A 22,527-nucleotide genomic window follows, 5' to 3' on the forward strand; every position below is an offset into this window, starting at 1 on the left:
GCTTGCATCTTTTCGTAAGGCAGGGGCAAGGTGGCTACACTTTTAGCGGCGGACGACGACGAACTACAGGACACTCTCGAATCAGGAATTGCGGCGACGAGAACCGCGCCTGACACAGCGACTCTGATCGTCGTGCTAGGCATGCATCGTAGCGGCACAAGCGTCATCATCCGCGCGATGAATACGATGGGTGCAGAGCTCGGCGACAACCTTGGCAACGCGGTAGCCGGCGAAAACGACAAGGGGTTTTTCGAGGATCTCGATATCGTCGATATCAACGAAGGCCTTCTCGCGGCAGCAGACGCGAAATGGCATACGTTGGCGCCGATCGACTTCAGCAGGATCGACCTCGAGAAGCTCAACACACTGCGGGCAAAGGCAGTATCGGCGTTGCGTGCGAAATGCTGCAATCGAATCTTCGCACTCAAGGATCCCCGTCTGTCGCGACTACTGCCTTTCTGGCAGCCCATATTTGATCAGCTGGGCCTGCGAGTCGCCTATGTCATTGCCGTTCGCAATCCCATCAGCGTCGGCCGGTCTCTGCAAAAGAGAGACCGTTTCCCATTGGACCGGTCCTATTTGCTTTGGCTCAATCACATGGTCCCGGCGCTTAAGGCGACGCGCGATAGGCTGCGCGTAATCGTCGAATACGACAAGCTCATCGATTCTCCCCGCGACGAGTTGCTGAGGATTGCCGAACATCTCGGACTCGAAGTTGACGTTGACCGTGCGAGCGACTTTGAACGCGACTTTCTCGACAAGGGCCTTCAGCACTGGCGCTTTGAAGCGAGCGACCTCGAAGGGATCCATTCGGCGCCTCACGAAGTGCGCCAACTGTTTTTGGCGTTGCGCTCGACCAGCGGTTCCGATGGCGAACAGCAGCCGGCCGCACTCGATGCGGCTGTTGCGAACGCGCAGTGCCACCTCGACGAGGCAGTGCAGGCGAAATCGCGTCAGCGCGCAAACGATAAGTTCACATCGGTATTCGAGCGTCTGGCGGCGCCGTTTCGAGCGATGCGCCGCCGACTATGCTCATGAGAGGCGGTAGCTGCGCGAGCTGATCGAATTGCTGGCGTAAAGAAGGGCAAAACGAAGGCCTGTGAGGGCACCGGGCCAAGCGCATGGCGGGGCGAGCCCAGTCTGTATAATTCGCCACTTACCTCTCACGCCCCGCGTCATGCTTAGTTTCGCGCTAGGTTTTCTCGTCTCGCTCTTCGTCACGTTGTTGATCGTGCGCTACGCGCACCTTCATGAGCGGTTTTCGACCGACAGCGATCTGGCCGGCGTTCAGAAATTCCATGTGCAGCCAGTGCCACGAGTTGGCGGCGTCGGTATCGTGATTGGGCTCGTCGCTTCGACGCTGGAACTCCTCGGCCCGTATCCCGCCGTTTCCCGCGGCATCCTTGCGCTGATCGCCTGCGGCATCCCGGCCTTCGCTTCGGGCCTCACCGAAGACATCACCAAGCGCGTTTCGCCGACCGTGCGGCTCGTGGCGACGATGGGTGCCGCGGCTCTCGCGTATTTCACGCTGCATATCGCCGTCGTGCGGATCAGCGTGCCGCCGCTCGACTTCCTGCTCTCGTACGCAGCCATTTCATGCATCGTGACCGTGCTCGCCGTGGCGGCACTCGCCAATGCAGTCAATATCATCGACGGCTTCAACGGCCTCGCTTCGATGGTCGCGACGATGATGTTTGCATCACTGGCCTATGTGGCCTTCCGGCTCTCGGACCCCATCGTTCTTTCCGCATCGCTGATCATGATGGGCGCCGTGCTCGGCTTTTTCATCTGGAATTTTCCGGCGGGGCTGATCTTTCTCGGCGACGGCGGGGCTTATTTCATAGGCTTCATGCTCGCCGAGCTTGCGATTTTGCTCGTCATGCGGCATCACGAGGTGTCGGCTTGGTATCCCGTGCTGCTTTTCGTGTATCCGATCTTCGAGACCTGCTTCTCGATCTATCGGAAGAAGTTCGTGCGCGGCATGTCTCCAGGGATCCCGGATGGGGTGCACCTGCACATGCTCGTTTATAAGCGGCTCATGCGCTGGGCCGTGGGGGCGAAGACGGCGCATGAGATCACGCGGCGGAATTCACTTACGTCGCCGTATCTGTGGCTGCTTTGTTTGATTGGGGTAATCCCCGCGACGCTCTTCTGGCAGCACACAGTTCACCTTTTCGCGTTCGTCGTCCTGTTTGCAGTGACTTATGTGTGGCTCTATGTGAGCATCGTGCGGTTCAGATCACCGAGGTGGCTGGTGTTTCGACGGGGGCATCATAAGCAATGAAGCAGCGCGGTAGATATGAACCTGGGATGCGACGAGAACTTGCACGGTTTCTCATGGCCGGCGTGGTTGGCTTTCTCATTGATACGGGTATGCTCTATCTCATGCTCTGGCTCGGCCTGGGTTACTTCGCCGGCCGCGCGGTTTCGTTTCTTTGCGCGGTGTGGACGACTTGGCAAGTCAATCGCCGATATACCTTCACGCCGGATAGACGTCAATCCATCTGGGCTGAATGGTGGCGCTACCTCACCGCCATGTCCGTGGGCGGCGGCGTGAACTACGCCGCGTATAGCGCCGTAGTGTCACTACTGCATCCCGCTCCATGGCTACCGCTCCTTGCAGTGGCAGCCGGTTCAATTGCCGGACTCCTCGTCAACTTCGCGACCGCGAAGTGGTGGGTCTTCAAACGTACGAAGCCGATTACCGATGAAAGTTGTTAAACGCCGGATGCCTCGCGTCAAACAAACGCGGACGCTTTCCAGCCACTGGACGAACCGGACTTATTCAGGCGATCACGGGGCATTCGCAGCTGCTCGGGACGATACCACCTGCAGCGACGGCCCAAGAGGTGGCTGATACTCCGGCACCCAGCGCCGCAGATCGCGGCGCACTTCCTCGTCGGGGGGCACACGATGCTGCATGAGCCACGGCAACAAATCATCGAGCAACTGGTCCGGCACCTCGCGCGCGCGCGCGATACGTAGCTTAGGATGAGGCGTGCGAGTGGTCGCTTCGTCGTCAGCGAGCAGTTCCTCGTAAAGCTTTTCACCAGGACGCAACCCGGTGAATTCTATGCGGATTTGTTCTTCCGTATATCCGTAAAGGCGGATCAGGTCGCGCGCAAGGTCGGCAATACGGACCGGTTGTCCCATGTCGAGAATGAAGATCTCACCGCCTTGCCCCATGCTCGAAGCCTGAAGCACTAATTGCGACGCTTCCGGGATAGTCATAAAGAAGCGCGTGATCTCGGGATGGGTAACAGTTACGGGGCCGCCCTTTGCAATCTGCTGCTGAAACTTGGGGATCACGCTACCCGCACTGCCGAGCACATTGCCAAAACGCACCGTTTCTAACCGCGTTCCATTACTCGTTTGCTGCAGGGCTTGGCAAGCCATCTCCGCGAGGCGCTTACTCGCCCCCATGACGTTCGTCGGATTGACAGCCTTGTCCGTCGAAATCAGCACGAATCGTTTGACGTCATTGCGAATCGCCGCGCGTGCCACACGGTACGTTCCAAGGACGTTGTTTCGGACCGCCTGCCAAGCATTGAGCACTTCCATCAGCGGCACGTGCTTGTAGGCGGCCGCGTGATAGACGATATGGGGAACGTACCGCGACATGACTTGATCGAGAAGTAGCGAGTCCTTCGCATCCCCGACAATTGGCACAACCGACAACTCGGGGTAGCGCTCGCGCAACTCTTCCGTGAGCCGATAGACGGCGAACTCCGAGATGTCGAGCGCCACGAGTTGCGCCGGACCGAAACGGAGGATTTGCCGACATAGCTCTGAGCCGATGGATCCGCCCGCGCCCGTGACCATGACTACCCTGCCGCGAAGTAGCGCTTCGACCGGCGCCGTATCGATGTTGACCGGATCACGGCCGAGAAGATCTTCCAGATCGATCTGACGGACCTGGGATAGGAACCCCTGTCCTGGCAACAATGCCGTCAGCGACGGCACTACCATCGCCCGTACGCCGGCGCGTACGCAAAGAGTAGCGACACGACGTTGCGCGTCGACCGAAGCTGACGGAAGTGCGATAATCGCATGCTCAGCCTTAAACCTTGCCGCGTAAACAGGCAAGTCGCTGATCGAACCAAGCACCTTGTAACCGTAGATTTCCCGGCCCGACTTCACTGGGTCATCGTCCAACAGTCCAACGAGGCGCCATTCCTTTGACCGTGACAACTCACGCGCCAGGCTAGCCCCGGCGCCGCCTGCCCCAAGAACGAGTACTGGTTTGCCTTGAGCAACGAGTCCGCCATAGAGGTAAAACTCCTTCGTCGCGCGGTAGGCCGCTCTCGCACCGCCCATTACGAGAAAAAGAAGCAGCGGTGAGACCACGAGAACCGAACGCGGCGTGATAGGCACCGGCTGGACCATGACCGAAGCGACCATCGTCAGTACGGCACCCGCTGCTACGGCCTTTGAGATGCGCAACAGATCAGGCAAGCTCGCGAAGACCCACATCCCACGATATAGGCCAAACATCCGGAACGTTATGCCATAGAGGGGCAACACCCATGCGAGCGCTCGGAACGATCCGGCAAGGAAGTCGGGCGGGATGGGGCCGTTAAAGCGGATGAAGTAGGCGGACCACCATGCGCCCGCCACTGCGCAGAGGTCGAATAAGAATGCACAAAGCGGCAACCACCACCGAGCTTTGCTGCTTTTCAACATTGACGTTACCCCCGAGCTTGTCCGGCCGATTGGAAACGGCGCCAGCGAACGTCGATCGCCATACCTACCAACATCAGCACCACTGCCCATGCAGCTACGACAGTCCATTGCGCGACCGCCGGCTGCGCGAGGGCCCAAACAGCAAGCATTATGCCAATCAACATCAGTACGTACCAGAAAATGGCGGTTCGAGCGTGGCCAAGCCCGGAGCGAACCATTCGTTGATAGTAGTGCTCGCGATGGGCCTGCCAGAACTTTTCGCCGCGCGCGAGGCGGCGCAGCAATGTTGCCGATGCGTCGGCGATGAACGGCGCGAAAGCCATCGCAGGAAACCAGATCGGCCATGCGCCTGTCCGCCATCCCCAATAGCCAACTACTCCAGCCAGGAAGCCCAAGGGAATCGACCCGATATCACCAAGGAAAATACGCGCAGGATGAAAGTTGAATAACAAAAAGCCTGCGGCCGCGCCCGCCATGGCTGCGCAGGCGAGCGCCAGTTCAGGGGTCGGTGGGGAATTCGTCAGCGCGGCCACGGCGTAACCACCGAAGCCGAAGAAGGCCATGCCACCTGCCAGCCCATCGGCGCCGTCCATAAAGTTGTAAAGGTTGACCAGCCAGACGAGAAAGAGCGCAAGCGCCGCGAGCATCCACCAGGGCAAAGTTGCCGGATAGGCGATCATGACCGCAGCCACCGCTCCTACATGTGCAGCGAAGCGTACTCTCGCAGACAAGCCGCGTCGGTCATCGATCTGCGAGACTGCGGCAAGACTCAAGGTAGCGAGGGTGATCGCCCACATACGTGGAGCAGTAATTGCCAAGCCTATGACTGTCACGGCTACGACACCCCATCCGCCGACGCGCGGTGTCGGGCGTTCGTGCAGCGAACGTTCGTTAGGGATATCGGTGGCCAAGCGCCAAGCAAGTCCTGTCTTCAGTAACAGCAAAAGAATGGCCGCACACGCGACAAGAGCGCAGGCGAATGCAAAAACAGTGGGGGTAATCGAATTGGCGACCATTTCGGTTGTCAATGAGCAGACCTATACCATGCAGCGGTCTTATGCAGCCCTTCTCTCACCGTACACGGCGCGGACCAGCCCAAAACCTCGCGAATGTGCGAACTATCGAGCCTTAGCTCACCCACGAGCCGATCGACCTGATCTGATCGCCCCGTCAAGCTTCCGGCAAGACGAAGCCACGGTACGGGCACGCTCCACAGGCGGGCCGGCACCTGCAGTTCATCGGCGAGCGCTCGAGCGAGTTCAGCTACGGTTAGATCGACGCCGTCAGCAACATGGAACGTCTGCCCCGGGGCGAGCGGGTGCGACAGACAATGCATGAGCGCGTCGGCAAGGTTATCGACAAAAAGCAGGCTGCGCCGAGCGCCGACCGCTCCCAGCGGCAACGGTACACGATTCGCAATCGCGCGCATCAGACTGAGGAAGTTCGCTTTGACGCCAGGCCCGTAGACGAGCGGAGGGCGCACGATTACGACCTCAAGCCCGGATTCACGACCATATTCGAGCAACGCGCGCTCGGCCTCTAGTTTCGAAATGCCGTAAGCGTCGCCCGGCTCCGGCAGATCGGATTCTTTTATCGGCTGGCCCCTGCCCTTCTCGGCAACCGCTTTGATGCTGCTCACAAATACAAACCGCTGCGCGCCTGCGCGCCGCGCGGCCTTCGCTACGCGCAAGGTACCCGAGACGTTTGTAGATCGATAAACCGAGAGAGACTGCTGGCTGGCGTCACCCACGACGTGCACACGCGCCGCAAGGTGCACAACGCCGCCGCAGCGCAACCGTTGTGGCCAAGCCGCTTCAATCCTTCCGAAGTCATCGCCAACAAAGACCTTTTCCTGGATACCCTCGGCGACATCGTGTCCGCTCCGCACGAGCCCAACAACCCTGTGGCCTTGGCTCAACAGCAAACGCGATAACGCTCTTCCGACAAATCCGTTAGCGCCCGTGACCGCGACGACTTGGCTCATTGCCGCACCCACCGCCTCCTTGAGCCAACGCGTGGTGCCTGCGGCATTCGAGAGCTCGCGGAGCTAGCAAGAAACAAGGTTGCTGTCAAAGGCGTCATGATGTGGAACGAATACTTTTCTCGTCTGGAATCAACGGGTAAGGAGCGCGCTATAATACGCCCTTCCGTACGGTAGTGGCTGAGCAGGGCGCGTAAGCCGCGCCGCGTTATTGTAAACGGCTTATTCCCCTGGGGCTCGTGCGCCGGGGGCTCTCTTGAAGGTACAGTTCCCCAGCTATGAAAGTGCTGTTCGCTACGTATCCGATGGCGTTCCATACCCCAGGAGGCGGGGAAATACAGTTGCTTGCCTACCGGAAATATTTGCCGGCACATGGGGTAGAAGTTACGCTATTCGATCAGTGGAATCCGCGATTTCTCGAGCACGATATCGTCCATTTTTTCTCGTGCGTCGGTGGGTCGGTTCATTTTTGCAACTTTATCAAGCAGCTGGGTATTCCGCTCGTTGTGTCGTCTAGCCTCTGGATCACCGAGGAAACAAAGCACCTTTATCCGGTCGGGGAAATCAAGCATCAATTTGCGCTCGCCGACCGAGTCGTGGCGAACTCGGATACCGAATGCGAAGCGCTCGCACAAGTATTCGAATTGCCGCGCGAGAAGTTTGCGACGGTATACAATGGCGTCGAGCACACATTTTACGAGCCGGTCGCACCGGAACTTTTCCGTGACCAATTCGCAATCAGAGGGCCGTTCGTTCTAAATGTCGGGAACATCGAACCGCGCAAGAACCAGTTGACGCTGGTCCGAGCGTTGAAAGCCACTCCCGAAGTCAAGCTCGTACTCATCGGGCACCAGCGCGATCCAGACTACGCGCGTGCCTGCTTCGAGGAGGGCGGTAACCAGGTGATGTATCTTGGTCACCTGCCGCACGACTCGGTGCTGCTTCGATCGGCCTACGCGGCCGCCGACGTTTTCTGCTTGCCGAGCACCTTGGAGACACCCGGCCTTGCCGCGCTAGAAGCCCACGCCGCTGGTTGCCCGGCCGCGGTGACCGAGGTGGGGTCGACTCAGGAATACTTCGGTGACAGCGTGTCCTATCTCCATCCCACTGATGTCGAAAGTGTTCTGAGTGCCATCCAGTCAGCCCTGGCAACACGGGGCTGCAGCAGGCGCAGCAATTCGCTCTCAATAGAAAATCGGCGTCTCGATTGGCAGTCGGCCCTTGCGGCCCTGCATACTATTTATCGCTCGTTAGTCTGAGAAATGAAATTCCAACTACGACCTCTAAAAAATCTCGAGAAAACTGCCAACACTGCTCACCAGTGGTTGGCGATTAACAACGATCCCCAGTTCTGGATCAAAGGCTGGAAAAAGATGGTGGGCAGGCACGCCCGCATCTCGTTCCAATTGCTTACCGACAAACTGCCGGCCACGGCATGTATGCTCTACTATGATGCGGGCCGTGGAATGTCGGAGGCAACGACGATACTCCTGGACGTTGACCGCGATGGCACGGTCAATCAGGAAATCCTTTTACCGTTTACGACGCAGGCGCTCAGGCTCGACCCGATCGCACAGCCCGGGCTTTTTTCGATCAATAACTTCAAGGTCGAATTGCTCGCACGCGCGACCCCGTTCGTCTATCACCGGCCTCGCCATATGCTCGTGTTCGCCCCATTGCCGAACGGAACGTCGGCGGTACCCGCAATGGATAAACGAGTCGACTACGAAAAGTGGCTCCGATCGCATGAGATCAAGCGATCGATGTACCCGGCGCTGCGCGAGCGGTCGGCGCAGTGGAGCCGCAAGCCCCTCATCAGCGTGTTAATGCCCACCTATAACACGCCCGAGCGTTGGTTGCGCAAGGCCATCGACTCAGTGAGAACACAGGTCTATGAGCACTGGGAACTTTGCATCGCAGATGACAATTCCGCAGACACGACTGTGCGCAAAGTTATCGAGGAGTATGTTCGCCTTGATTCCCGCATCAAGGCCTTTTACCGCACCACCAACGGCCGGATCAGCGCTGCGAGCAATAGCGCGCTCGAGCTAGCGACCGGCGACTTTTCGGCATTGCTCGATCACGACGATGAGCTTCACCCACTGGCGCTCTACTGCGTCGCCGAAGCGATTCAGACCCATCCCGATGCGGCACTGATCTACACGGACGAGGACAAAATCTCCGTCGACGGGATCCGCTCACAACCTTATTTCAAGTCAGACTTCAACTACGATCTTTTCCTTGGCCAGAACATGATCACGCACCTCGGCACCTACCGGACGTCGGTGATGCGTGAGATCGGCGGATTCCGCGACGAATTCAACGGCTCGCAGGACTACGATCTGGCGTTACGGTTTCTCGATCACAGTGGTGAGCGTGCCATCCACCATATCCCGCGAGTCCTCTACCATTGGCGCGAGCATCAGGAGAGCACGGCATCCACACACGAGGCAAAGCCGTATGCGCACACCGCGGCTATGCGGGCAATCGAGGAGCATCTGCAACGAGCCGGCGTGAAAGGCCACGTTGAACCTGCCCCCGGCGCCAGCGGATACAACAAGGTATGCTACGAACTTCCCGAGAAACAACCGTCGATTGACATCATCATTCCTACGCGCGACGCGGCGCACTTGGTTAAGCAATGCGTCGCGTCGATTCGAGAGAAGACTACCTACACGAACTATCGTATCACCATAATCGACAACGGCTCGGTTCAACAGGCAACGCACGACCTGTTTGCCCGGCTGGAAGCTGATGGAAGTGCTACGATTCGTCGCGATGATGCGCCATTCAATTACTCTGCGTTGAACAACCGCGCGGGCTTTGCGAGCCAGGCCGATTTCATCTGTTTGATGAACAACGATATCGAGGTTATCGTGCCAGAGTGGTTGAGCGAAATGGTCTCACTCGCACTTCAGCCTGGCGTGGGATGCGTGGGCGCAAAGCTACTTTATCCGAATGATACGTTGCAGCACGCAGGAGTGATCATCGGCATTGGCGGTGTCGCAGGTCATTCGCACAAGTGCATGGATAAAAGGCAACCCGGTTATTTCTCGAGAACCCTCTTGCGCAGCTCGATGTGCGCAGTCACCGCCGCGTGCCTCGTCGTGCGGCAATCGATTTTCAAGCAGGTCGGCGGACTCGACGAAGAATTGCAGGTTGCATTCAACGATGTCGACTTCTGCCTAAGAGTCCGCAAAGCCGGCTATCGTAACGTGTGGACACCTTATGCCGAGCTTTACCATCATGAATCAGCCACGCGCGGACTCGAGGACAACCCCGAAAAGATCGCGAGATTCGGCCGCGAGATCCAGTTTATGCAAGAGCGCTGGGGCGACTTCCTGTTGCACGACCCTTGCTACTCGCCCAACCTGACGTTGGAACATGAGGACTTTTCCTACGCATGGCCGCCCCGCGCCGTGTCTTTGATCTAGTAAAACATGAACAATAACGTAACCGCGTGGCTCGGACAGGCGCGACATCCCGCCGAGGATGAGCTGTTTGCTCTGCCGGATGCCATCTACTTCCTGCTGAAATTTCGCCCCGACCTGCCGGAGTTCAGCAGCAAGACGCTGGCCGACCGAGTCGCTCTTTATTTTTGGTGGGAAGCGCTAGCGCACGTCGTTTACCCCGATTTCGATTGGACGCTCAGGCCCCAGGACATTGAGCATCTATCTCAGCTGGACGATGAAACACTGATTTCCGACTACGGGCGGGCGATTGCTTATTGGCTTAGGAACACCCGAGAGAGCGTTCTCGATAGAAAACAACTCGTGCTGACGTTGTCGCGGGGCGTCAGTTCTGACAGTAGGGACCGCCTTGTTTTCCCGCGCTTTCTCGAGATGATTGTCGATAGCCGCTCTGATTTGAGGCGGGCGTTCCACATGAACACCATCTCTGGACGCCTGGCATGCTTCGCTTGGTGGCAAGAGCACGGGCAAAACGAATACCCGAAGATCAGCTGGTCGCCCGCAGACACACTGAGCGACCTCTTGCGCGCGGCGCCGCCGAACGACACCGGCGAACTTGCGTTGCCTCGCTTGCTACACCTTGTCAGAGAGGAGCACCATAACTTACGACAAGCGTTCGATGTGAGCACGTTCACTGGTCGCCTCAACTACCTTGGTTGGTGGCGCGAACATTCGCACATCGTCTGTCCTGGTATTCGCTGGACGCTGTCATCGGCCTCCCAGCAACTCCCTCGCCTCGACGAGGCAGGCAGGAACTATATCGGGCTGCCTCACGCACGCTTTTCCGATCTGCTTCGGCAATGTGAAGCCAGCCGCCGCAGGGGCGCTGCAAATGATCAGCTGGAGGACTTGGAAGCGAGCCTGACTTGGTGGAGCGGCACCCAAAAGTTGGCCAGCCCGTTGGCAACAATTACGACTAACATTCTCTCCACTCGAAACGCGAACGAACTGGGCGACGGTCGCGTGGCTGCGGCTCAACTACCCGAATTCCTCGTTTCGATATGGAAGGAGCGAGGCGATCTTCGGGCAGCATTCGACCCCACCAACCTAGCTGGCGTAGCGAGCCTGGTGAACTGGTGGCAAGCTCACGGCAAGAACGAATATATTGCCCTCAATTCTGTTTCCGTCATCAAAGTCGATGGCGACGACAAGTTTATCGCCGTTGCCCCGGAGACCCCCTGGCACGAACTCCCGTTCGGCGTGAACATCGTAGGATTCCCGCAAGGCGTGCTGGGCCTCGCTGAGGACGCGCGCATGGCTGCTCGTGCACTCGAGCTTGCGTCGATACCTCGCGTACTTGTGAACGCGCCAATGTCGGGTCCGGCGCGGCTGGATACGTCCGTCGACCACCTCATCAGCACGGATCTCAAATACGGGGTCAGCCTTTTCTGCCTACCGCCACCAGAAATGTTTCGCTTGGCTCTTGAGGGGGGGCGCAGCCTCATCGAGCGCGATACTTACAAGATTGGCGCATGGCCATGGGAACTGCCTCAATGGCCAACGGCGTTCGGCAAGTTGCACCGATTCGTCAACGAAATCTGGGCTCAGAGCAAGTTTGTCCAGTCTGCGTTTTCCTGGCAGACGGAAGCCCCGGTCTACCACATGCCGATGGCCGTCGAGGTACCGGCACCTGTCGCCCCCGTACGGGAGCGATTCGGACTTCCGAATGGGAAGTTCTTGTTTTATCTGATGTTTGACGGCCACTCCTGGCTCACTCGGAAGAACCCGCTTGCAGGCATCGAAGCATTCCGCAAAGCGTTTGGAGATGGCGCGACGGACGTCAGCTTGGTCGTGAAAGCGATGAATGTGCAGGACAGCGATCCGACGTGGCGCACTGTCAAGGAATGGGCGTCTATGGATTCGAGGATTCAAATCATCTCAGAGCGGCTATCGCGTCAGGACACTATCGACTTCATGGCGTCGTGCGACGCATACATCTCCCTTCATCGGAGCGAAGGGTTCGGGCGCATCATCGCAGAAGCAATGCTTCTGGGTCAGCCTGTTGTCGTGACGAATTTTTCCGGAAACGTCGACTTTTGCGACGAGGACACCTCATTCTTGGTGCAAGGAGAACTTGTTCCCTTGCGTGCCGGAGATTACCTGTTTTACGAAGGGCAATACTGGTGCGATCCTGATACTTCGATCGCGGCCGATCAGATCAGAACCGTCTTCGAAGATCAAAAAAGGCGCGATCGGGTTTCGCGCGCAGGCCAGCAACGAATCATCCAAGACTATTCGATCGCATCCGTGTCCCGTGCCTATGCGCAAAGGCTGTCCGACATCACGGGATTGGTGGAAGGGCGATGAAAGTCCTTGTGTGTGCGCCCGACATTTTCATCGGAGATGCGGTCGGTAATCATTGCCTCGGCATCGCACGAGCCTGCGAGCGTCTGGGCCTTGCAGTCGAATTGTACGCAGAACGATTTGATGCCGCGAGCGCGCGCGTGCGGCCTCTTGCGGAACTCTTCGCCGAGTGCGAGCCCCAAGACGTGCTGCTTGTAAGCTACTCGATCTTTGATCCGTATCTGGATAAGCTTGCAAAGCTAGATTGCAGAAAGCTCTGCTATTTCCACGGTGTCACAGATTCTGAGCTGCTCGAAGCGTTCGAGCCCCGTACCGCACAGCTTTGCCGCGACGCAATGCAACAGCTCCATCAGTTGAGCACCTTCGACCTGCTTATTGCCAATTCGCGCTTCTCCGCGCGCGCGCTTGCACAGCACGCAGATGCCTGCGCGATCAAGGTCTTACCGCCAGTGTTTGCCGATATGCCGGCATTCAGGCACGAACGCCGGCAAGACATCGCAACCGACCGAATTCGACAGTTGCTCGTGGTTGGCCGCGTCGTTCCACACAAGCGCGTTGAGGACGCTATTGCGCTGCTGCCCAAGCTGAGCGAACTCGGAGCAGACGCCCTGCTATCGGTTGTTGGCAGTATGCCTAACTACGACTATGCGAAGTATCTGCTCAACTTCGCCCGCAGCCAGGGCGTTTTGACCCACGTCGATTTTAAAGGCATGCTGGACGACGCGGACCTCGTCGACTGCTTCGCGCGCGCCGACGTTCTACTCGTGCCGAGCCGCCATGAGGGCTTCTGTGTCCCGGTACTCGAAGCGATGCATCATGGTAAGCCGGCCCTCGTGCGCGCTGGTACCGCAGCCGAGGAATTGTGCGCACCGAGCGACATCCTGCCTAGCGATTCGTCTGCGGATATATGGGCAGCGGCAACGCATCGGTTGCTTAGTCGCGACGCCAACGATACATCGAAGGCAGCCTCCATGTACCACGCTCGCGCCCAGGCGATTCTTTCGACAACCTCCGACGAGGAGTGGCTAAAGCTGCTGACGCACGAAGGCGAATCGATAGCTACGTGAGCCCCCCCCGATGCTCCGCGTTCCTGGGCGTGCGGCGAAGTTGACTCAGCTTATGCAATATCGAACTATCTGAAGCGTTAGAAGGAACTGAGGCGTTACATGATAACCGGTGCAGAAAGGATCGTAGTTTTGTTTCTCGTCTACGGCAATACTCATGTGGCCGAAGGCATGTCCATGACCAAAAAAATCCTCGGGCGCATGTTCCCCGAGAGCGAGAAGAAGCTGATCATCATCAACAACAAGGCGACCGAAGCTTACCGGAAAACCGATGACCCTATCTGGGAGATCAGCGGCGATAATCGCCTTTCCGAATTTACAGGATGGGATCACGGCTACGCTTTTGCGAAGTCTGCGCTAAACCTTACTGCCAACGATCTGATTCTTTTCGCCAATGACACGTTCTTTCGACGCAGTTATCGCGAGGGTGGCCGGAGCTTCCTCGATTTCTTCAATCGACCGCTAATCGAAGGACATGATCTTACGGCCGAATCTATCGGCTACCTCGATGACTTTCCGCGCGACGTGGAACTCATGGGGATTCGGTACCGCCAGTGGATACGAAGCAACATCCTCTTCCTCCCCTTTAATGTCTGCGAGCGACTTGGAAAGTTGACGTTTCCGTTGCCCGAAAGCGAGATCTTCTCTAGCGCTCCGGAAACCTTCTGGAGTGACTCCGACAAGATCTCCGATAACTGGAAAGCATACATCAGCAGCTGGTTGTTTGGGACAGTGAACCCCGACTATCCGGAATACCAACTTCACTGGCACAGCTCTCAACCAGTCAATCATGAGAACTTCTCGTTCTTCAAGAAGAAGGCACGAGCTATCTTATCGGAACATTTTCTCTCCGCGCGCCTGTTCGCCATGAATTGCCCGATAATCGACGCAAATTTCTTCGAGAAGTTGCCCGATCGCCATATCGCGCCCTATTACTCCTAGCTTGCGGTACACTGATTGCGACGCGAGCAGCCCCGACTCTGCCCGGCTCCCCTAGTACTTTTCATCGCATGATTGTCACATGGACACGGTAAGACTTCTGATAACGACCTACTACAGTGCGTTCCTCAACCCAGGCGGAGGGGAGACTGAGTTGCTCGGCCTCATCGAGGGTTTGCGCATGCTAGGCATCGATGCTGACGTCTACGGGCCTTCTAGCCGGCCCCTGTCATCATACTCCAGTGTCCTGCATTTTTCGGTACAGGCTGACGGACTCACCATGCTTCAGCGGGCCAAGTCACAAAAGAAGTCGGTCTTTCTTTGGCCAAACCTCTGGTGGGATCAGCCGCCTGCGTCTGAAGAAAAGAATCTCGTAGCCAGCTTCTTTGAGCTCGCCGACAAAGTGATTTTCAAGTCTAAATCGGAATTAGCTCATGTCCGACAATACATTTCGATTAAGGACGAAAAGACGCTACACGTTCCAGTACCGCTAAGCGCGAATTTTTTGCACCCGTCCGATCCCCGACTTTTCAAGCGAATTTACGACCTCGACAAGTACATCCTTTGGATTGGCGTATTAAATAGGAAAAAGAATCAGCTTACCGCAATACGGGCTTTACGAGATATCGATGTGCCGATGGTTTTTGTCGGACACCCAAACGATGAAGACTACTTCGAGGAGTGTCGATCATCTGCGCCATCGCATTTCATTTTCGTACCGCAGATGCCGCCAGCATCGGAAATATTGTGCTCTGCCGTTCAGGGTTGCAGCGCGTTCCTCGAGGTTCCCCTCGAACCGCCTGGCGCCTCGGCTCTGGAGGCCGCGTTGGCCAGCCGGCCACTCATTTTATCCGAGGGGCCTTGGACAAAGGAGCATTTCGGCTCCCATGCCGTGACAGTCAATCCGCTTGACGAAGAAGCCATCGCCAGGGCTGTTAGAAACGCACTGCAGCAGCCCTTCCATGGTGAAGCGCTGTCTAGGGAAATACAGCGCAAGCACCTGGCGCCACACTCCTTGGTGCCAATGGCGGAAGCGATAAAGCGTAGTGCGAGAGCGAGGACTGGGCACGACGTATGAGCAAATCAGCTGTAATGAATATTCGACGAGTTGATTTTTCTGTTGTCGTTCCCTGTCATAACGAGGCAGCATACATCGGAAACCTGCTTCATGATCTAACTAAGCAGACAATCGGGCTCCAGCAGTTTGAAGTTATTCTAGTCGACAATAGCTCGTCGGACGCGACCAGCGAGGTGATCTGGGAGTTTGCGCGCGGCCATAAAGAGCTTAACGTTAGACTTGTTCACGAGTATCGCATGGGCGTCTCGCGTGCCCGAAATGCTGGAGCAGCCGCCGCAAAAGGAACGACGCTAGTGTTCCTTGATGCGGACAACCGCGTCTCGCCCACATTTCTATCCGGCCTGTCACACCATATGCATGAAAAGGACAGCGTCGCAGGTACGATCCGGACACTCCCTGACATAGCGGACGTGCGGGCCTTTTTTGTTTTCTGGACGCTTGAACTCATCAAGATGCTGTTGCGTCGTCCGTTTGGCAAAAGCTATGTCCACAAGAGCTTGTACAAGGATAGCGGCGGCTACAACGAACGCGTAGCGCTAGGCGAGAACGTCGAATTTCTCGTCCGGGTAAAGAGCCTAGCAAAACGAAACGGAAGAGTGTTCGGACACATTCGGCGTCCGATATATTGCTCTTTGCGACGCTTCCACAAGCAAGGTTATTTTCGGATACTTCTGCCATGGCTTGTAGCGTATTGTGGCTTTTTTAGCTTGCAATACCAGACAATGACTTCCATCGAGGGTCGAGACCCTGCGTAGTGACATTGTCGGGGGGAGATATATGGATCTGAAGGTCGCGTTGGTAACAGGCGGCAATCGAGGGCTGGGCCTTGCCTGCGTTCGGCTACTGGCCGAGTTGGGGTATATCGCACTCCTCGGAGCACGTGACGTCGATTGCGGTCGGACAGAGTCAGAGAGACTTCGCACATACGGCCTTACGGTTCGGTCGGTTCGGCTAGACATTGCCGACGCTTCAAGCGTAACCGATTGCTTTCGAGAAATCGACGAAAGCTTCGGGCGGCTTGACGTATTGATAAATAACGCCGGGATTTATTTGGAAAGCGCGTGTACGTTCTCTGAGATAGATGAGAAAACGCTGCTCGATTCGATCAATGTAAACACATTAGGCGCTTGGCGCACCTGTAAGGCGGCTGCTCCTTTGATGATTCGACAGCGATTTGGTCGGATCGTCAACGTGTCGACAGGTTGGGCGTCCCTTGCTGAAATGTCAGGTAATGCAGCGGCCTATCGCATCTCGAAGACTGCACTAAATGCGGTAACACGCGTCGCAGCGGCAGATCTCATCGACAAAGGCGATATCAAAGTGAACTCGGTTTGCCCTGGCTGGGTAAGAACTCGAATGGGTGGGTTGAACGGTGAAACCGCGCCCGATGACGCGGCACGCGATGTAATATGGGCGGCAATGCTAGGCTCGGACGGTCCAACCGGAGGATTTTTCAAGAACAGAGAACCGATCGCATGGTAGGCGAAATCCAGGTCAATCGGGTAATTGCATTACGGCGCCGGTATGGGGGTGCGGATGGTGCGCAAAATATTCAATCACGTATCTCTGATACAGACTGCAAAGAAGTTTTTGCATGCAAATCAATTCGTCCGAAAAGCTTCCTGACGCATCTGCCGCGCGCACCCACGGCGCCATCTCTCGAACAATATCCCTCTCAAACTCAGTTTGACAGTACATCATGATGTTCACGTAGGGAGCTTCGTGCGCCACAACTTTGATTTGCGGATTGATCGAAAGAAAGGTCGTGAAAAGTCGCTCCACAATGAACGGCAAAAATGGAGCCGACGTATAATGAGTCGTCGCCTGAAGTACATCAATCGCGACTGGATGCTCCGGATTTTCCTCGAGAAATCTCGCAATTGGATCGAGAATCATTCCGACGTACATATCCCAAAAACCAGGAGTTCCTACCCAGAAGTTTGAATAGCAAAGGGTAGACGCTGTATGACGTGGCACGGACGCGATATCCCATCCGATCCCGCAGATATCGAGCAATGCCTGGGCTTTACTCGTCAACCCGGGATGAAACGCTTCACCGTGCATCCACACATTGAACGATAGGAAGTTAGTCGACGGATACGGATTGAACAGGCAAACATCTGCATCGTCGTTTCGCCTGACGAAATCAATGAATTCATCGCCTGAAATCAAGGACTTCAGCTGAAATTTCGGCGAAAAAATACCAGTAAACCTATCCCGCTGGTACAGCCCCTTGCGGTAAAAGTCAATAATTATTCTAAATTCCCGCCAGGCCTCGAAATTTTCACCCACCACAAGCGGGTGGAACGCATTATCTGCCAATGTTTGTTCTGGCTTATAAAACGGTTCATAAATCGAGACCACATTCCTCTCCTCATTCTCGTGACACTATGCAGGAAACGTGCCGGCTTGTCAAATAACCGTGGCGCTACAAATCCGCATGACCACTAGTGAAACGCGAGAGCTCGATGCCGTGCGCTCGGTCGCAGATCCACACTGATCCTGTTGGTGCTATTATGCAACATACCCTTGTACCACTGCAGGCAATTTGAGGCGGTATCTTTCAACATTCTTCGAGGGCACGAAAGATGACACCAAACTCGATCCAGCAGCTAATAGAAAAATATCCGGAGGTGAAGAAACTAGTCGAAGAGCGCGACCAATATTTTCGCGAACTGCAATCATACTGCCCGAACGTCCCGACGCTTGGTCGCATCCCCCCTGGACACTTTTACTCCCCCATACCGTCCCTAGATGAAGTCCGCCACGACACTGTCAGGCTCTTCGATATGAGCAAGAAGGAGATGCCTGGCGTCGATCTCAAGGAGCAGGAACAGCGAAAACTATTAGACCTGTTCTCTGAGAGATACTACGACGAGATTCCTTTTCATGAAAGTAAGGAAGAAAACTTGAGGTACTGGTTTGATAATCCGATGTTTTCCTATGGCGACGCGATCTCACTCTACTGCATGATACGCGATCTGGCACCGCACCGAATCGTGGAGATCGGATCCGGCTTTTCGTCCGCCGTAATGCTTGACATAAACGATCTATGTTTTGACGGCAAAATTGAGACTACTTTCATAGAACCAAACAATGAAAGACTTCTTTCCTTGCTAAAGGAAAGTGACAGAGAAAATTGCGAGATCATTCGGGCTCGCGTTCAAGACGTCGATCTTGCCACGTTTTATGAACTCAACGCCAATGACATACTGTTCATCGACTCTTCGCACACAAGCAAGATCGGAAGCGACGTTAACACGATCTTTTTCGACATTCTCCCTTCCCTTCGTCCCGGCGTACACGTGCATTTTCACGATATTTTTCTGCCCTTCGAATATCCTTCTGAGTGGATCTATCAAGGAATCGCGTGGAATGAGGCGTATGTGCTGCGCGCATTTCTTCAATTCAATCGGGCGTTTGAAGTTGTGTTGATGAACGCGTTTATGGGAAGCGTTCATGCGCCGTTTCTTTCGGCAAAGATGCCCCTTTTTATGAGGAACATTGGCGGCAGCTTCTGGCTCAAACGGGTACGTTGAGTTTCAGGTCGTCTTTCAAGCTGGGGCGAGAGTTCTGCGGCGGCATACGCAGCGAAAGCCGATGCGGAAACGCTCGGGGAATTCCAATGGCAGGGCCAGCGCCTGATCGTGGCACATCACTCGGAATTCGCCGCGGAACAAGGGGCGCCAACTCTTGGACAGCGGGGCCAAGACACACTTCTATCAAGCCGTATGCGAGGCGAAGCTGGCCTCGATCATCAAGGTTAACTTGAAGTGGGAAGTCGGATCTGTTCACTTACGGCAGCACAAGACACTGGCTGATATCGAACGTGGCTTCCCGCCTTGAGAAGTCCGCTTCTTTCCTCCTATTTGTGCTTTTTGACGCCCATGGGACTCCCCTCGGGACGGCCGTGGTGAACAAAATGTTGGAACGGATCGCGAACGCCTGCTTCGACAAGATCCGGGTTCGCCTCCAAATAGGCTTGAGCGTCGAAATCCTGCTTTGTGGACATCGTTCGACCTTCCAACTTGCCACGGGATACGTAATGAAGGTACGGGTCAATGCCGGTAACTGCAACGTCCGGATTTGCTGCCAGATAGGCTTCGGCATCAAACACTGCCGGAGTAACCCACGCGGGCATCCCGGTCAGATCATGATAGCACGTGCAGCCCTTAGCAAAAAAATGACAGACAAGCGCCTTTCGGCTCACCTGAAGAGGATCATTCAACTTGCTCCCGCCGTGCAGCAAATTCGCGTGCCAAAGCAGCACATCGCCCTTCTTTGGAACTAAGTATTTCGTCTCTAGTTTATGGTCCTGGATAAGAAGCTGAAGCTGAACCGCAGGCTCGTAAACTTTATGGTACGCGGCGTATCCAACATCGAATGAAATCCCGAGGTTATCGGCCATCAAATAAGGCAGCTTATGGCTACCCGGATGGTAAACCAGCGGCCCCGAATCCGGGTGAATATCCTCAAATGCAATCCAGTTGGCGACCAGATATCCCGCCGGATATGTCGACATATGTATTGAATCCGAGTGCTGAAGTTGTTCGCTACTCTTATGACCGATGATTGTCTGAAACGGCAAGGCCTTGACACCGAGCAGCAGGCTAACGATATCACTCATCCGGTCATCGAATAACATGTCCCGGACGGCATCCACCTTGAAATGCGGATTCAATACGCGAGCCGGCGTGGTATCAGCCTCAAACAAAGGCTCATTTGGAGGCACGCCGGACCCGCTGGCAATCGCTTCCTTATATGCCTTCCAAGTTGAATGCACGACCTCTTCGGAAAAGAAGCCCTCGATGATGAGGTAACCGTCCTTCTCCATTTCCGGCAAAGATCCGCTTCGTCCGCAGTTATTTCACCCGCGGTTAACCTTCGCTCGATTTGCTCCAGTGCGTCAGGCCGATCGAGCCAGGGGATAAGACCCGCAGCGGGAAAGTCCTTACTTCGGAAAACCTGCGTCGCCAAATCGACAGATTCCTGCGGTTTGACAGGCAAATCAAAAAAACGTTGCTGCTCGGCAGCATTTACTCTGTTATTCATTTTTTCCCCAATAGTTTGGGCGCGTGGTATCGGCAGCAATTCGGAAGGCGGATCGGCACGCATCAAATGGCGTCGGAATTTAGCATGTTATCGAAAGGGACACACGCCGGAAATCGCTGACGGCAGTCCTCATGGCCAGTCGCTGGATCGCTGCCGCCCCGTTCATTGCGATTGTTGTCAGCATTTGCGCTATCTCGTGGCCCAAAGCGCAGAAGCGGCTGCCGAGCCATGCATACGCTTGCACCTCATCGCTCGACGTAAGCCCTTGCCAGCCAGCGTCTGAGGGAGCAGTGCTGACGCGGCGCTTCACGTCAGCCCGATCTCCCGCTACTTCATAGCCCACGGTCAGCCCATTGTGCACGCGCACAATCAGCGTCGGGCTGTTCCTATCGCCGCGCGGATCACTTTCGCCTTGATGTAAGCGGTAAGCGGCGAGCATTATAGATCTCGTGTAGATGAGATCGCACAATGCTCCTCGTTCAATTCAATCGGGAGCAGGCGATGGCGGCATCAGCTAGAGAAGAACAATCGGAAGCGTGGCGGCAGAGGCTGGAGCGCTTTGTTCAGAGCGAGCAGACGGTCACGGCATTTTGTCAGCAAGAGTCGGTGTCGGTGTGGAGCGTCTATCATTGGCGTCGGCGCTTGCAGCGGCCCGCATCGCCGAGCAATGAGGGTGCGGGCGCTTGAGGTGGAAGTGCGCCGTGGGGCGACGACGATCACGATACGTTGGCCGTTGTCGGCCGCCAGCGACTGCGGCGTATGGCTGCAAGGTTGGCTGCGGTGATTCGCATCGAGGCGATTTGGCTGGCGACCGAACCGCTGGATATGCGCGCCGGCACGGAGACGATTCTCGCGCGTGTCGTCAAGGTCTTCGGCGCGGCGCGCCCGCATCACGCGTACTTGTTCGCCAACACGAAGCCATCGACGCCGACCTGGCCGCACTGGAAATCGAGCTCGAGCAGTTGCAGTCGAAGACGCCCGCAGATAAGCAGCGCGAGCAGCCCAAGCGTGCGCCGTTGCCGGCACACTTGCCGCGCACCGACATCCTCCATGAACCCGACGACATCACGTGCGCCTGCGGTTGCCAGCGCGTACGTGTCGGCGAGGACATCGTAAGCGCGCAGAAATCGACGTCTAGCACTCAGGGATCTGACCATGCAGGCTATGTCCACTGATTTTCAGTGGACACCTTATGACAGAACAACACTCAGAATCGTCGTGCCTAAAGGTCGTCACCGTAGGCAAGGACGGCAAGCGCCGTTTTGATCGGCGAACTAAGCAGAGGCTGGTCGAGGCGTGCCTTGAGCCAGGGGCATCAGTAGCGGGCCTCGCCCTCAGGCATGGCGTCAATGCAAACCTCTTACGCAAATTGATAAAGCTGCACCGGCAGCGGCTGGCCGACAGCCCAACTCAGTCGGCGACTGAACCGGCGTTCGTACCGGTCGTGACGATCCCAACCGAACATGCGCTCGTCGAGCGCAAAGCCGCGATCCCTGTTTCGCCAGAAGCGAATCGTGCGGCTTCATCGACGCTGACGGTGCAGATGCCCAATGGCATTACGCTCAAGCTCGAATGCGTCGGCAACGACGTGTCGCTACTGTCGGCAATGATCGAAACGCTTGGACGGTGCGATGTTCCGGCTGCACGATGAGCTGAAGGTCTATGTGCATCGCGACGCCGTTGATTTCCGTAAGAGCATCAACGGCCTTGCAGCGATCGTCGAGCAATCGATGAAGCTCGATCCATTTGCGCAAGCCGTGTATGTGTTCAGCAATCAGCGACGTGATCGCATTAAGATGCTGCTGTGGGACCGAAACGGCTTCTGGCTGCTGATGAACTATCTGGTTTCATACTACAACTCCTTCTGTCGAATCGGAGGGTTTTGATTTCTTTGTCGCCGACGCCGCCGCGGCCCGGTCAACGAGGCGATCCCATCGACTGCAATGTTTCATCGGC

20 protein-coding genes and 1 pseudogene are annotated in these 22,527 nt (G+C 56.2%); 16 read left to right on the forward strand and 5 right to left on the reverse strand.

The features are described 5' to 3' along the window. Positions 1-30: 30 nt before the first annotated feature. The 3 genes from C9I57_RS12830 to C9I57_RS12840 all read left to right on the forward strand — a co-directional run bounded on the left by C9I57_RS12830 (position 31) and on the right by C9I57_RS12840 (position 2,721). The gene (locus C9I57_RS12830) at positions 31-1,038 is read left to right on the forward strand and encodes a sulfotransferase family protein (RefSeq protein WP_146166209.1); all 1,008 of its coding nucleotides are present in this window, start codon (positions 31-33) and stop codon (positions 1,036-1,038) included. A 139-nt stretch (positions 1,039-1,177) separates the two neighbouring features. After that, positions 1,178-2,284 (forward strand): MraY family glycosyltransferase, encoded by a 1,107-nt coding sequence (locus C9I57_RS12835; RefSeq protein ID WP_107151016.1) that lies wholly within the window; start codon positions 1,178-1,180, stop codon positions 2,282-2,284. After that, positions 2,281-2,721 carry a GtrA family protein gene (locus C9I57_RS12840; protein WP_308836354.1) on the forward strand — a complete coding sequence of 147 codons (441 nt, stop codon included), beginning with the start codon at positions 2,281-2,283 and terminating at the stop codon, positions 2,719-2,721. The genes C9I57_RS12835 and C9I57_RS12840 overlap by 4 nt, the downstream gene beginning before the upstream one ends. Positions 2,722-2,793: 72 nt before the next feature. Here C9I57_RS12840 and C9I57_RS12845 read toward each other — a convergent pair whose 3' ends face one another. Genes C9I57_RS12845 through C9I57_RS12855 form a run of 3 tightly spaced genes read right to left on the reverse strand, consistent with a single transcriptional unit; the run spans position 2,794 to position 6,667 of the window. Continuing rightward, the gene (locus C9I57_RS12845; protein WP_107151018.1) at positions 2,794-4,683 is read right to left on the reverse strand and encodes a nucleoside-diphosphate sugar epimerase/dehydratase; all 1,890 of its coding nucleotides are present in this window, start codon (positions 4,681-4,683) and stop codon (positions 2,794-2,796) included. A 5-nt stretch (positions 4,684-4,688) separates the two neighbouring features. After that, positions 4,689-5,699, reverse strand: a complete 1,011-nt coding sequence (locus C9I57_RS12850) for an MraY family glycosyltransferase (RefSeq protein WP_107151019.1) — start codon at positions 5,697-5,699, stop codon at positions 4,689-4,691. Positions 5,700-5,707: 8 nt separating this feature from the next. Further along, complete coding sequence (locus C9I57_RS12855) at positions 5,708-6,667, reverse strand: UDP-glucose 4-epimerase family protein (protein ID WP_107151020.1); 960 nt, start codon at positions 6,665-6,667, stop codon at positions 5,708-5,710. Positions 6,668-6,942: 275 nt separating this feature from the next. Between C9I57_RS12855 and C9I57_RS12860 the strand changes: the two genes are divergently transcribed. From C9I57_RS12860 to C9I57_RS12895, 8 genes are all read left to right on the forward strand, one after another. Beyond that, the gene (locus tag C9I57_RS12860) at positions 6,943-7,923 is read left to right on the forward strand and encodes a glycosyltransferase family 4 protein (RefSeq protein ID WP_107151021.1); all 981 of its coding nucleotides are present in this window, start codon (positions 6,943-6,945) and stop codon (positions 7,921-7,923) included. Between the two features lie 3 nt (positions 7,924-7,926). Beyond that, a complete protein-coding gene (locus C9I57_RS12865) occupies positions 7,927-10,098 on the forward strand; it encodes a glycosyltransferase family 2 protein (RefSeq protein ID WP_107151022.1) in 2,172 nt (723 codons plus the stop codon). Positions 10,099-10,104: 6 nt separating this feature from the next. Then, on the forward strand, positions 10,105-12,441 hold the full coding sequence (locus tag C9I57_RS12870; protein WP_107151023.1) for a glycosyltransferase family 4 protein: 2,337 nt from the start codon (positions 10,105-10,107) through the stop codon (positions 12,439-12,441). Next, on the forward strand, positions 12,438-13,505 hold the full coding sequence (locus C9I57_RS12875) for a glycosyltransferase family 4 protein (RefSeq protein WP_107151024.1): 1,068 nt from the start codon (positions 12,438-12,440) through the stop codon (positions 13,503-13,505). Before C9I57_RS12870 ends, C9I57_RS12875 begins: the two co-directional genes overlap by 4 nt. Positions 13,506-13,634: 129 nt before the next feature. Then, on the forward strand, positions 13,635-14,444 hold the full coding sequence (locus C9I57_RS12880; RefSeq protein WP_146166210.1) for a hypothetical protein: 810 nt from the start codon (positions 13,635-13,637) through the stop codon (positions 14,442-14,444). A gap of 79 nt (positions 14,445-14,523) precedes the next feature. Then, complete coding sequence (locus tag C9I57_RS12885) at positions 14,524-15,519, forward strand: glycosyltransferase (RefSeq protein ID WP_107151026.1); 996 nt, start codon at positions 14,524-14,526, stop codon at positions 15,517-15,519. Next, a complete protein-coding gene (locus C9I57_RS12890; RefSeq protein ID WP_107151027.1) occupies positions 15,516-16,274 on the forward strand; it encodes a glycosyltransferase in 759 nt (252 codons plus the stop codon). The genes C9I57_RS12885 and C9I57_RS12890 overlap by 4 nt, the downstream gene beginning before the upstream one ends. 22 nt (positions 16,275-16,296) lie before the next feature. Continuing rightward, a complete protein-coding gene (locus C9I57_RS12895) occupies positions 16,297-17,001 on the forward strand; it encodes an SDR family NAD(P)-dependent oxidoreductase (RefSeq protein ID WP_107151028.1) in 705 nt (234 codons plus the stop codon). Positions 17,002-17,013: 12 nt separating this feature from the next. Here the strand turns inward: C9I57_RS12895 and C9I57_RS12900 are convergent, their stop codons facing one another. Then, positions 17,014-17,883, reverse strand: a complete 870-nt coding sequence (locus tag C9I57_RS12900) for a hypothetical protein (RefSeq protein WP_258187617.1) — start codon at positions 17,881-17,883, stop codon at positions 17,014-17,016. A 224-nt stretch (positions 17,884-18,107) separates the two neighbouring features. Here C9I57_RS12900 and C9I57_RS12905 point away from each other — a divergent pair, with 224 nt between their 5' ends. Continuing rightward, entirely contained in the window at positions 18,108-19,058 is a 951-nt protein-coding gene (locus C9I57_RS12905; protein ID WP_107151029.1) for a class I SAM-dependent methyltransferase, read from the forward strand. A 326-nt stretch (positions 19,059-19,384) separates the two neighbouring features. On the opposite strand, the gene C9I57_RS12910 is transcribed toward C9I57_RS12905, so the two are convergent. Continuing rightward, on the reverse strand, positions 19,385-20,353 hold the full coding sequence (locus C9I57_RS12910; RefSeq protein WP_107151030.1) for a phytanoyl-CoA dioxygenase family protein: 969 nt from the start codon (positions 20,351-20,353) through the stop codon (positions 19,385-19,387). Positions 20,354-21,072: 719 nt separating this feature from the next. Between C9I57_RS12910 and tnpA (C9I57_RS33815) the strand changes: the two genes are divergently transcribed. The 4 genes and pseudogenes from tnpA (C9I57_RS33815) (at position 21,073) to tnpB (ending at position 22,457) form a co-directional block, all read left to right on the forward strand. Continuing rightward, positions 21,073-21,258, forward strand: coding sequence for an IS66 family insertion sequence element accessory protein TnpA (gene tnpA / locus C9I57_RS33815; protein WP_440130201.1), 186 nt, complete (start codon positions 21,073-21,075; stop codon positions 21,256-21,258). 227 nt (positions 21,259-21,485) lie between these two features. Then, positions 21,486-21,683 (forward strand): annotated as a pseudogene (locus C9I57_RS12935) (IS66 family transposase); the annotation flags it as partial. Positions 21,684-21,763: 80 nt separating this feature from the next. Next, on the forward strand, positions 21,764-22,222 hold the full coding sequence (gene tnpA, locus C9I57_RS33820; protein ID WP_107151033.1) for an IS66-like element accessory protein TnpA: 459 nt from the start codon (positions 21,764-21,766) through the stop codon (positions 22,220-22,222). After that, entirely contained in the window at positions 22,203-22,457 is a 255-nt protein-coding gene (gene tnpB / locus C9I57_RS12945; protein WP_107151034.1) for an IS66 family insertion sequence element accessory protein TnpB, read from the forward strand. Before tnpA (C9I57_RS33820) ends, tnpB begins: the two co-directional genes overlap by 20 nt. Positions 22,458-22,527 lie beyond the last annotated feature (70 nt).

The organism is Trinickia symbiotica (assembly GCF_003028655.1).
Lineage (GTDB): Bacteria > Pseudomonadota > Gammaproteobacteria > Burkholderiales > Burkholderiaceae > Trinickia > Trinickia symbiotica_A.

What these genes read in the sequence shown, in the direction of transcription:
- C9I57_RS12870 (WP_107151023.1), top strand. Translation starts at nt 10,105, where the DNA reads ATGAACAATAACGTAACCGCGTGGCTCGGACAGGCGCGACATCCCGCC.
- tnpB (WP_107151034.1), top strand. Translation starts at nt 22,203, where the DNA reads ATGTTCCGGCTGCACGATGAGCTGAAGGTCTATGTGCATCGCGACGCC.
- tnpA (WP_107151033.1), top strand. Translation starts at nt 21,764, where the DNA reads ATGACAGAACAACACTCAGAATCGTCGTGCCTAAAGGTCGTCACCGTA.
- C9I57_RS12845 (WP_107151018.1), bottom strand. Translation starts at nt 4,683, where the DNA reads ATGTTGAAAAGCAGCAAAGCTCGGTGGTGGTTGCCGCTTTGTGCATTC.
- C9I57_RS12860 (WP_107151021.1), top strand. Translation starts at nt 6,943, where the DNA reads ATGAAAGTGCTGTTCGCTACGTATCCGATGGCGTTCCATACCCCAGGA.
- C9I57_RS12835 (WP_107151016.1), top strand. Translation starts at nt 1,178, where the DNA reads ATGCTTAGTTTCGCGCTAGGTTTTCTCGTCTCGCTCTTCGTCACGTTG.
- C9I57_RS12895 (WP_107151028.1), top strand. Translation starts at nt 16,297, where the DNA reads ATGGATCTGAAGGTCGCGTTGGTAACAGGCGGCAATCGAGGGCTGGGC.
- C9I57_RS12890 (WP_107151027.1), top strand. Translation starts at nt 15,516, where the DNA reads ATGAGCAAATCAGCTGTAATGAATATTCGACGAGTTGATTTTTCTGTT.
- C9I57_RS12885 (WP_107151026.1), top strand. Translation starts at nt 14,524, where the DNA reads ATGGACACGGTAAGACTTCTGATAACGACCTACTACAGTGCGTTCCTC.
- C9I57_RS12875 (WP_107151024.1), top strand. Translation starts at nt 12,438, where the DNA reads ATGAAAGTCCTTGTGTGTGCGCCCGACATTTTCATCGGAGATGCGGTC.
- C9I57_RS12905 (WP_107151029.1), top strand. Translation starts at nt 18,108, where the DNA reads ATGACACCAAACTCGATCCAGCAGCTAATAGAAAAATATCCGGAGGTG.
- C9I57_RS12910 (WP_107151030.1), bottom strand. Translation starts at nt 20,353, where the DNA reads ATGGAGAAGGACGGTTACCTCATCATCGAGGGCTTCTTTTCCGAAGAG.
- tnpA (WP_440130201.1), top strand. Translation starts at nt 21,073, where the DNA reads ATGGCGGCATCAGCTAGAGAAGAACAATCGGAAGCGTGGCGGCAGAGG.
- C9I57_RS12855 (WP_107151020.1), bottom strand. Translation starts at nt 6,667, where the DNA reads ATGAGCCAAGTCGTCGCGGTCACGGGCGCTAACGGATTTGTCGGAAGA.
- C9I57_RS12865 (WP_107151022.1), top strand. Translation starts at nt 7,927, where the DNA reads ATGAAATTCCAACTACGACCTCTAAAAAATCTCGAGAAAACTGCCAAC.
- C9I57_RS12840 (WP_308836354.1), top strand. Translation starts at nt 2,281, where the DNA reads ATGAAGCAGCGCGGTAGATATGAACCTGGGATGCGACGAGAACTTGCA.
- C9I57_RS12850 (WP_107151019.1), bottom strand. Translation starts at nt 5,699, where the DNA reads ATGGTCGCCAATTCGATTACCCCCACTGTTTTTGCATTCGCCTGCGCT.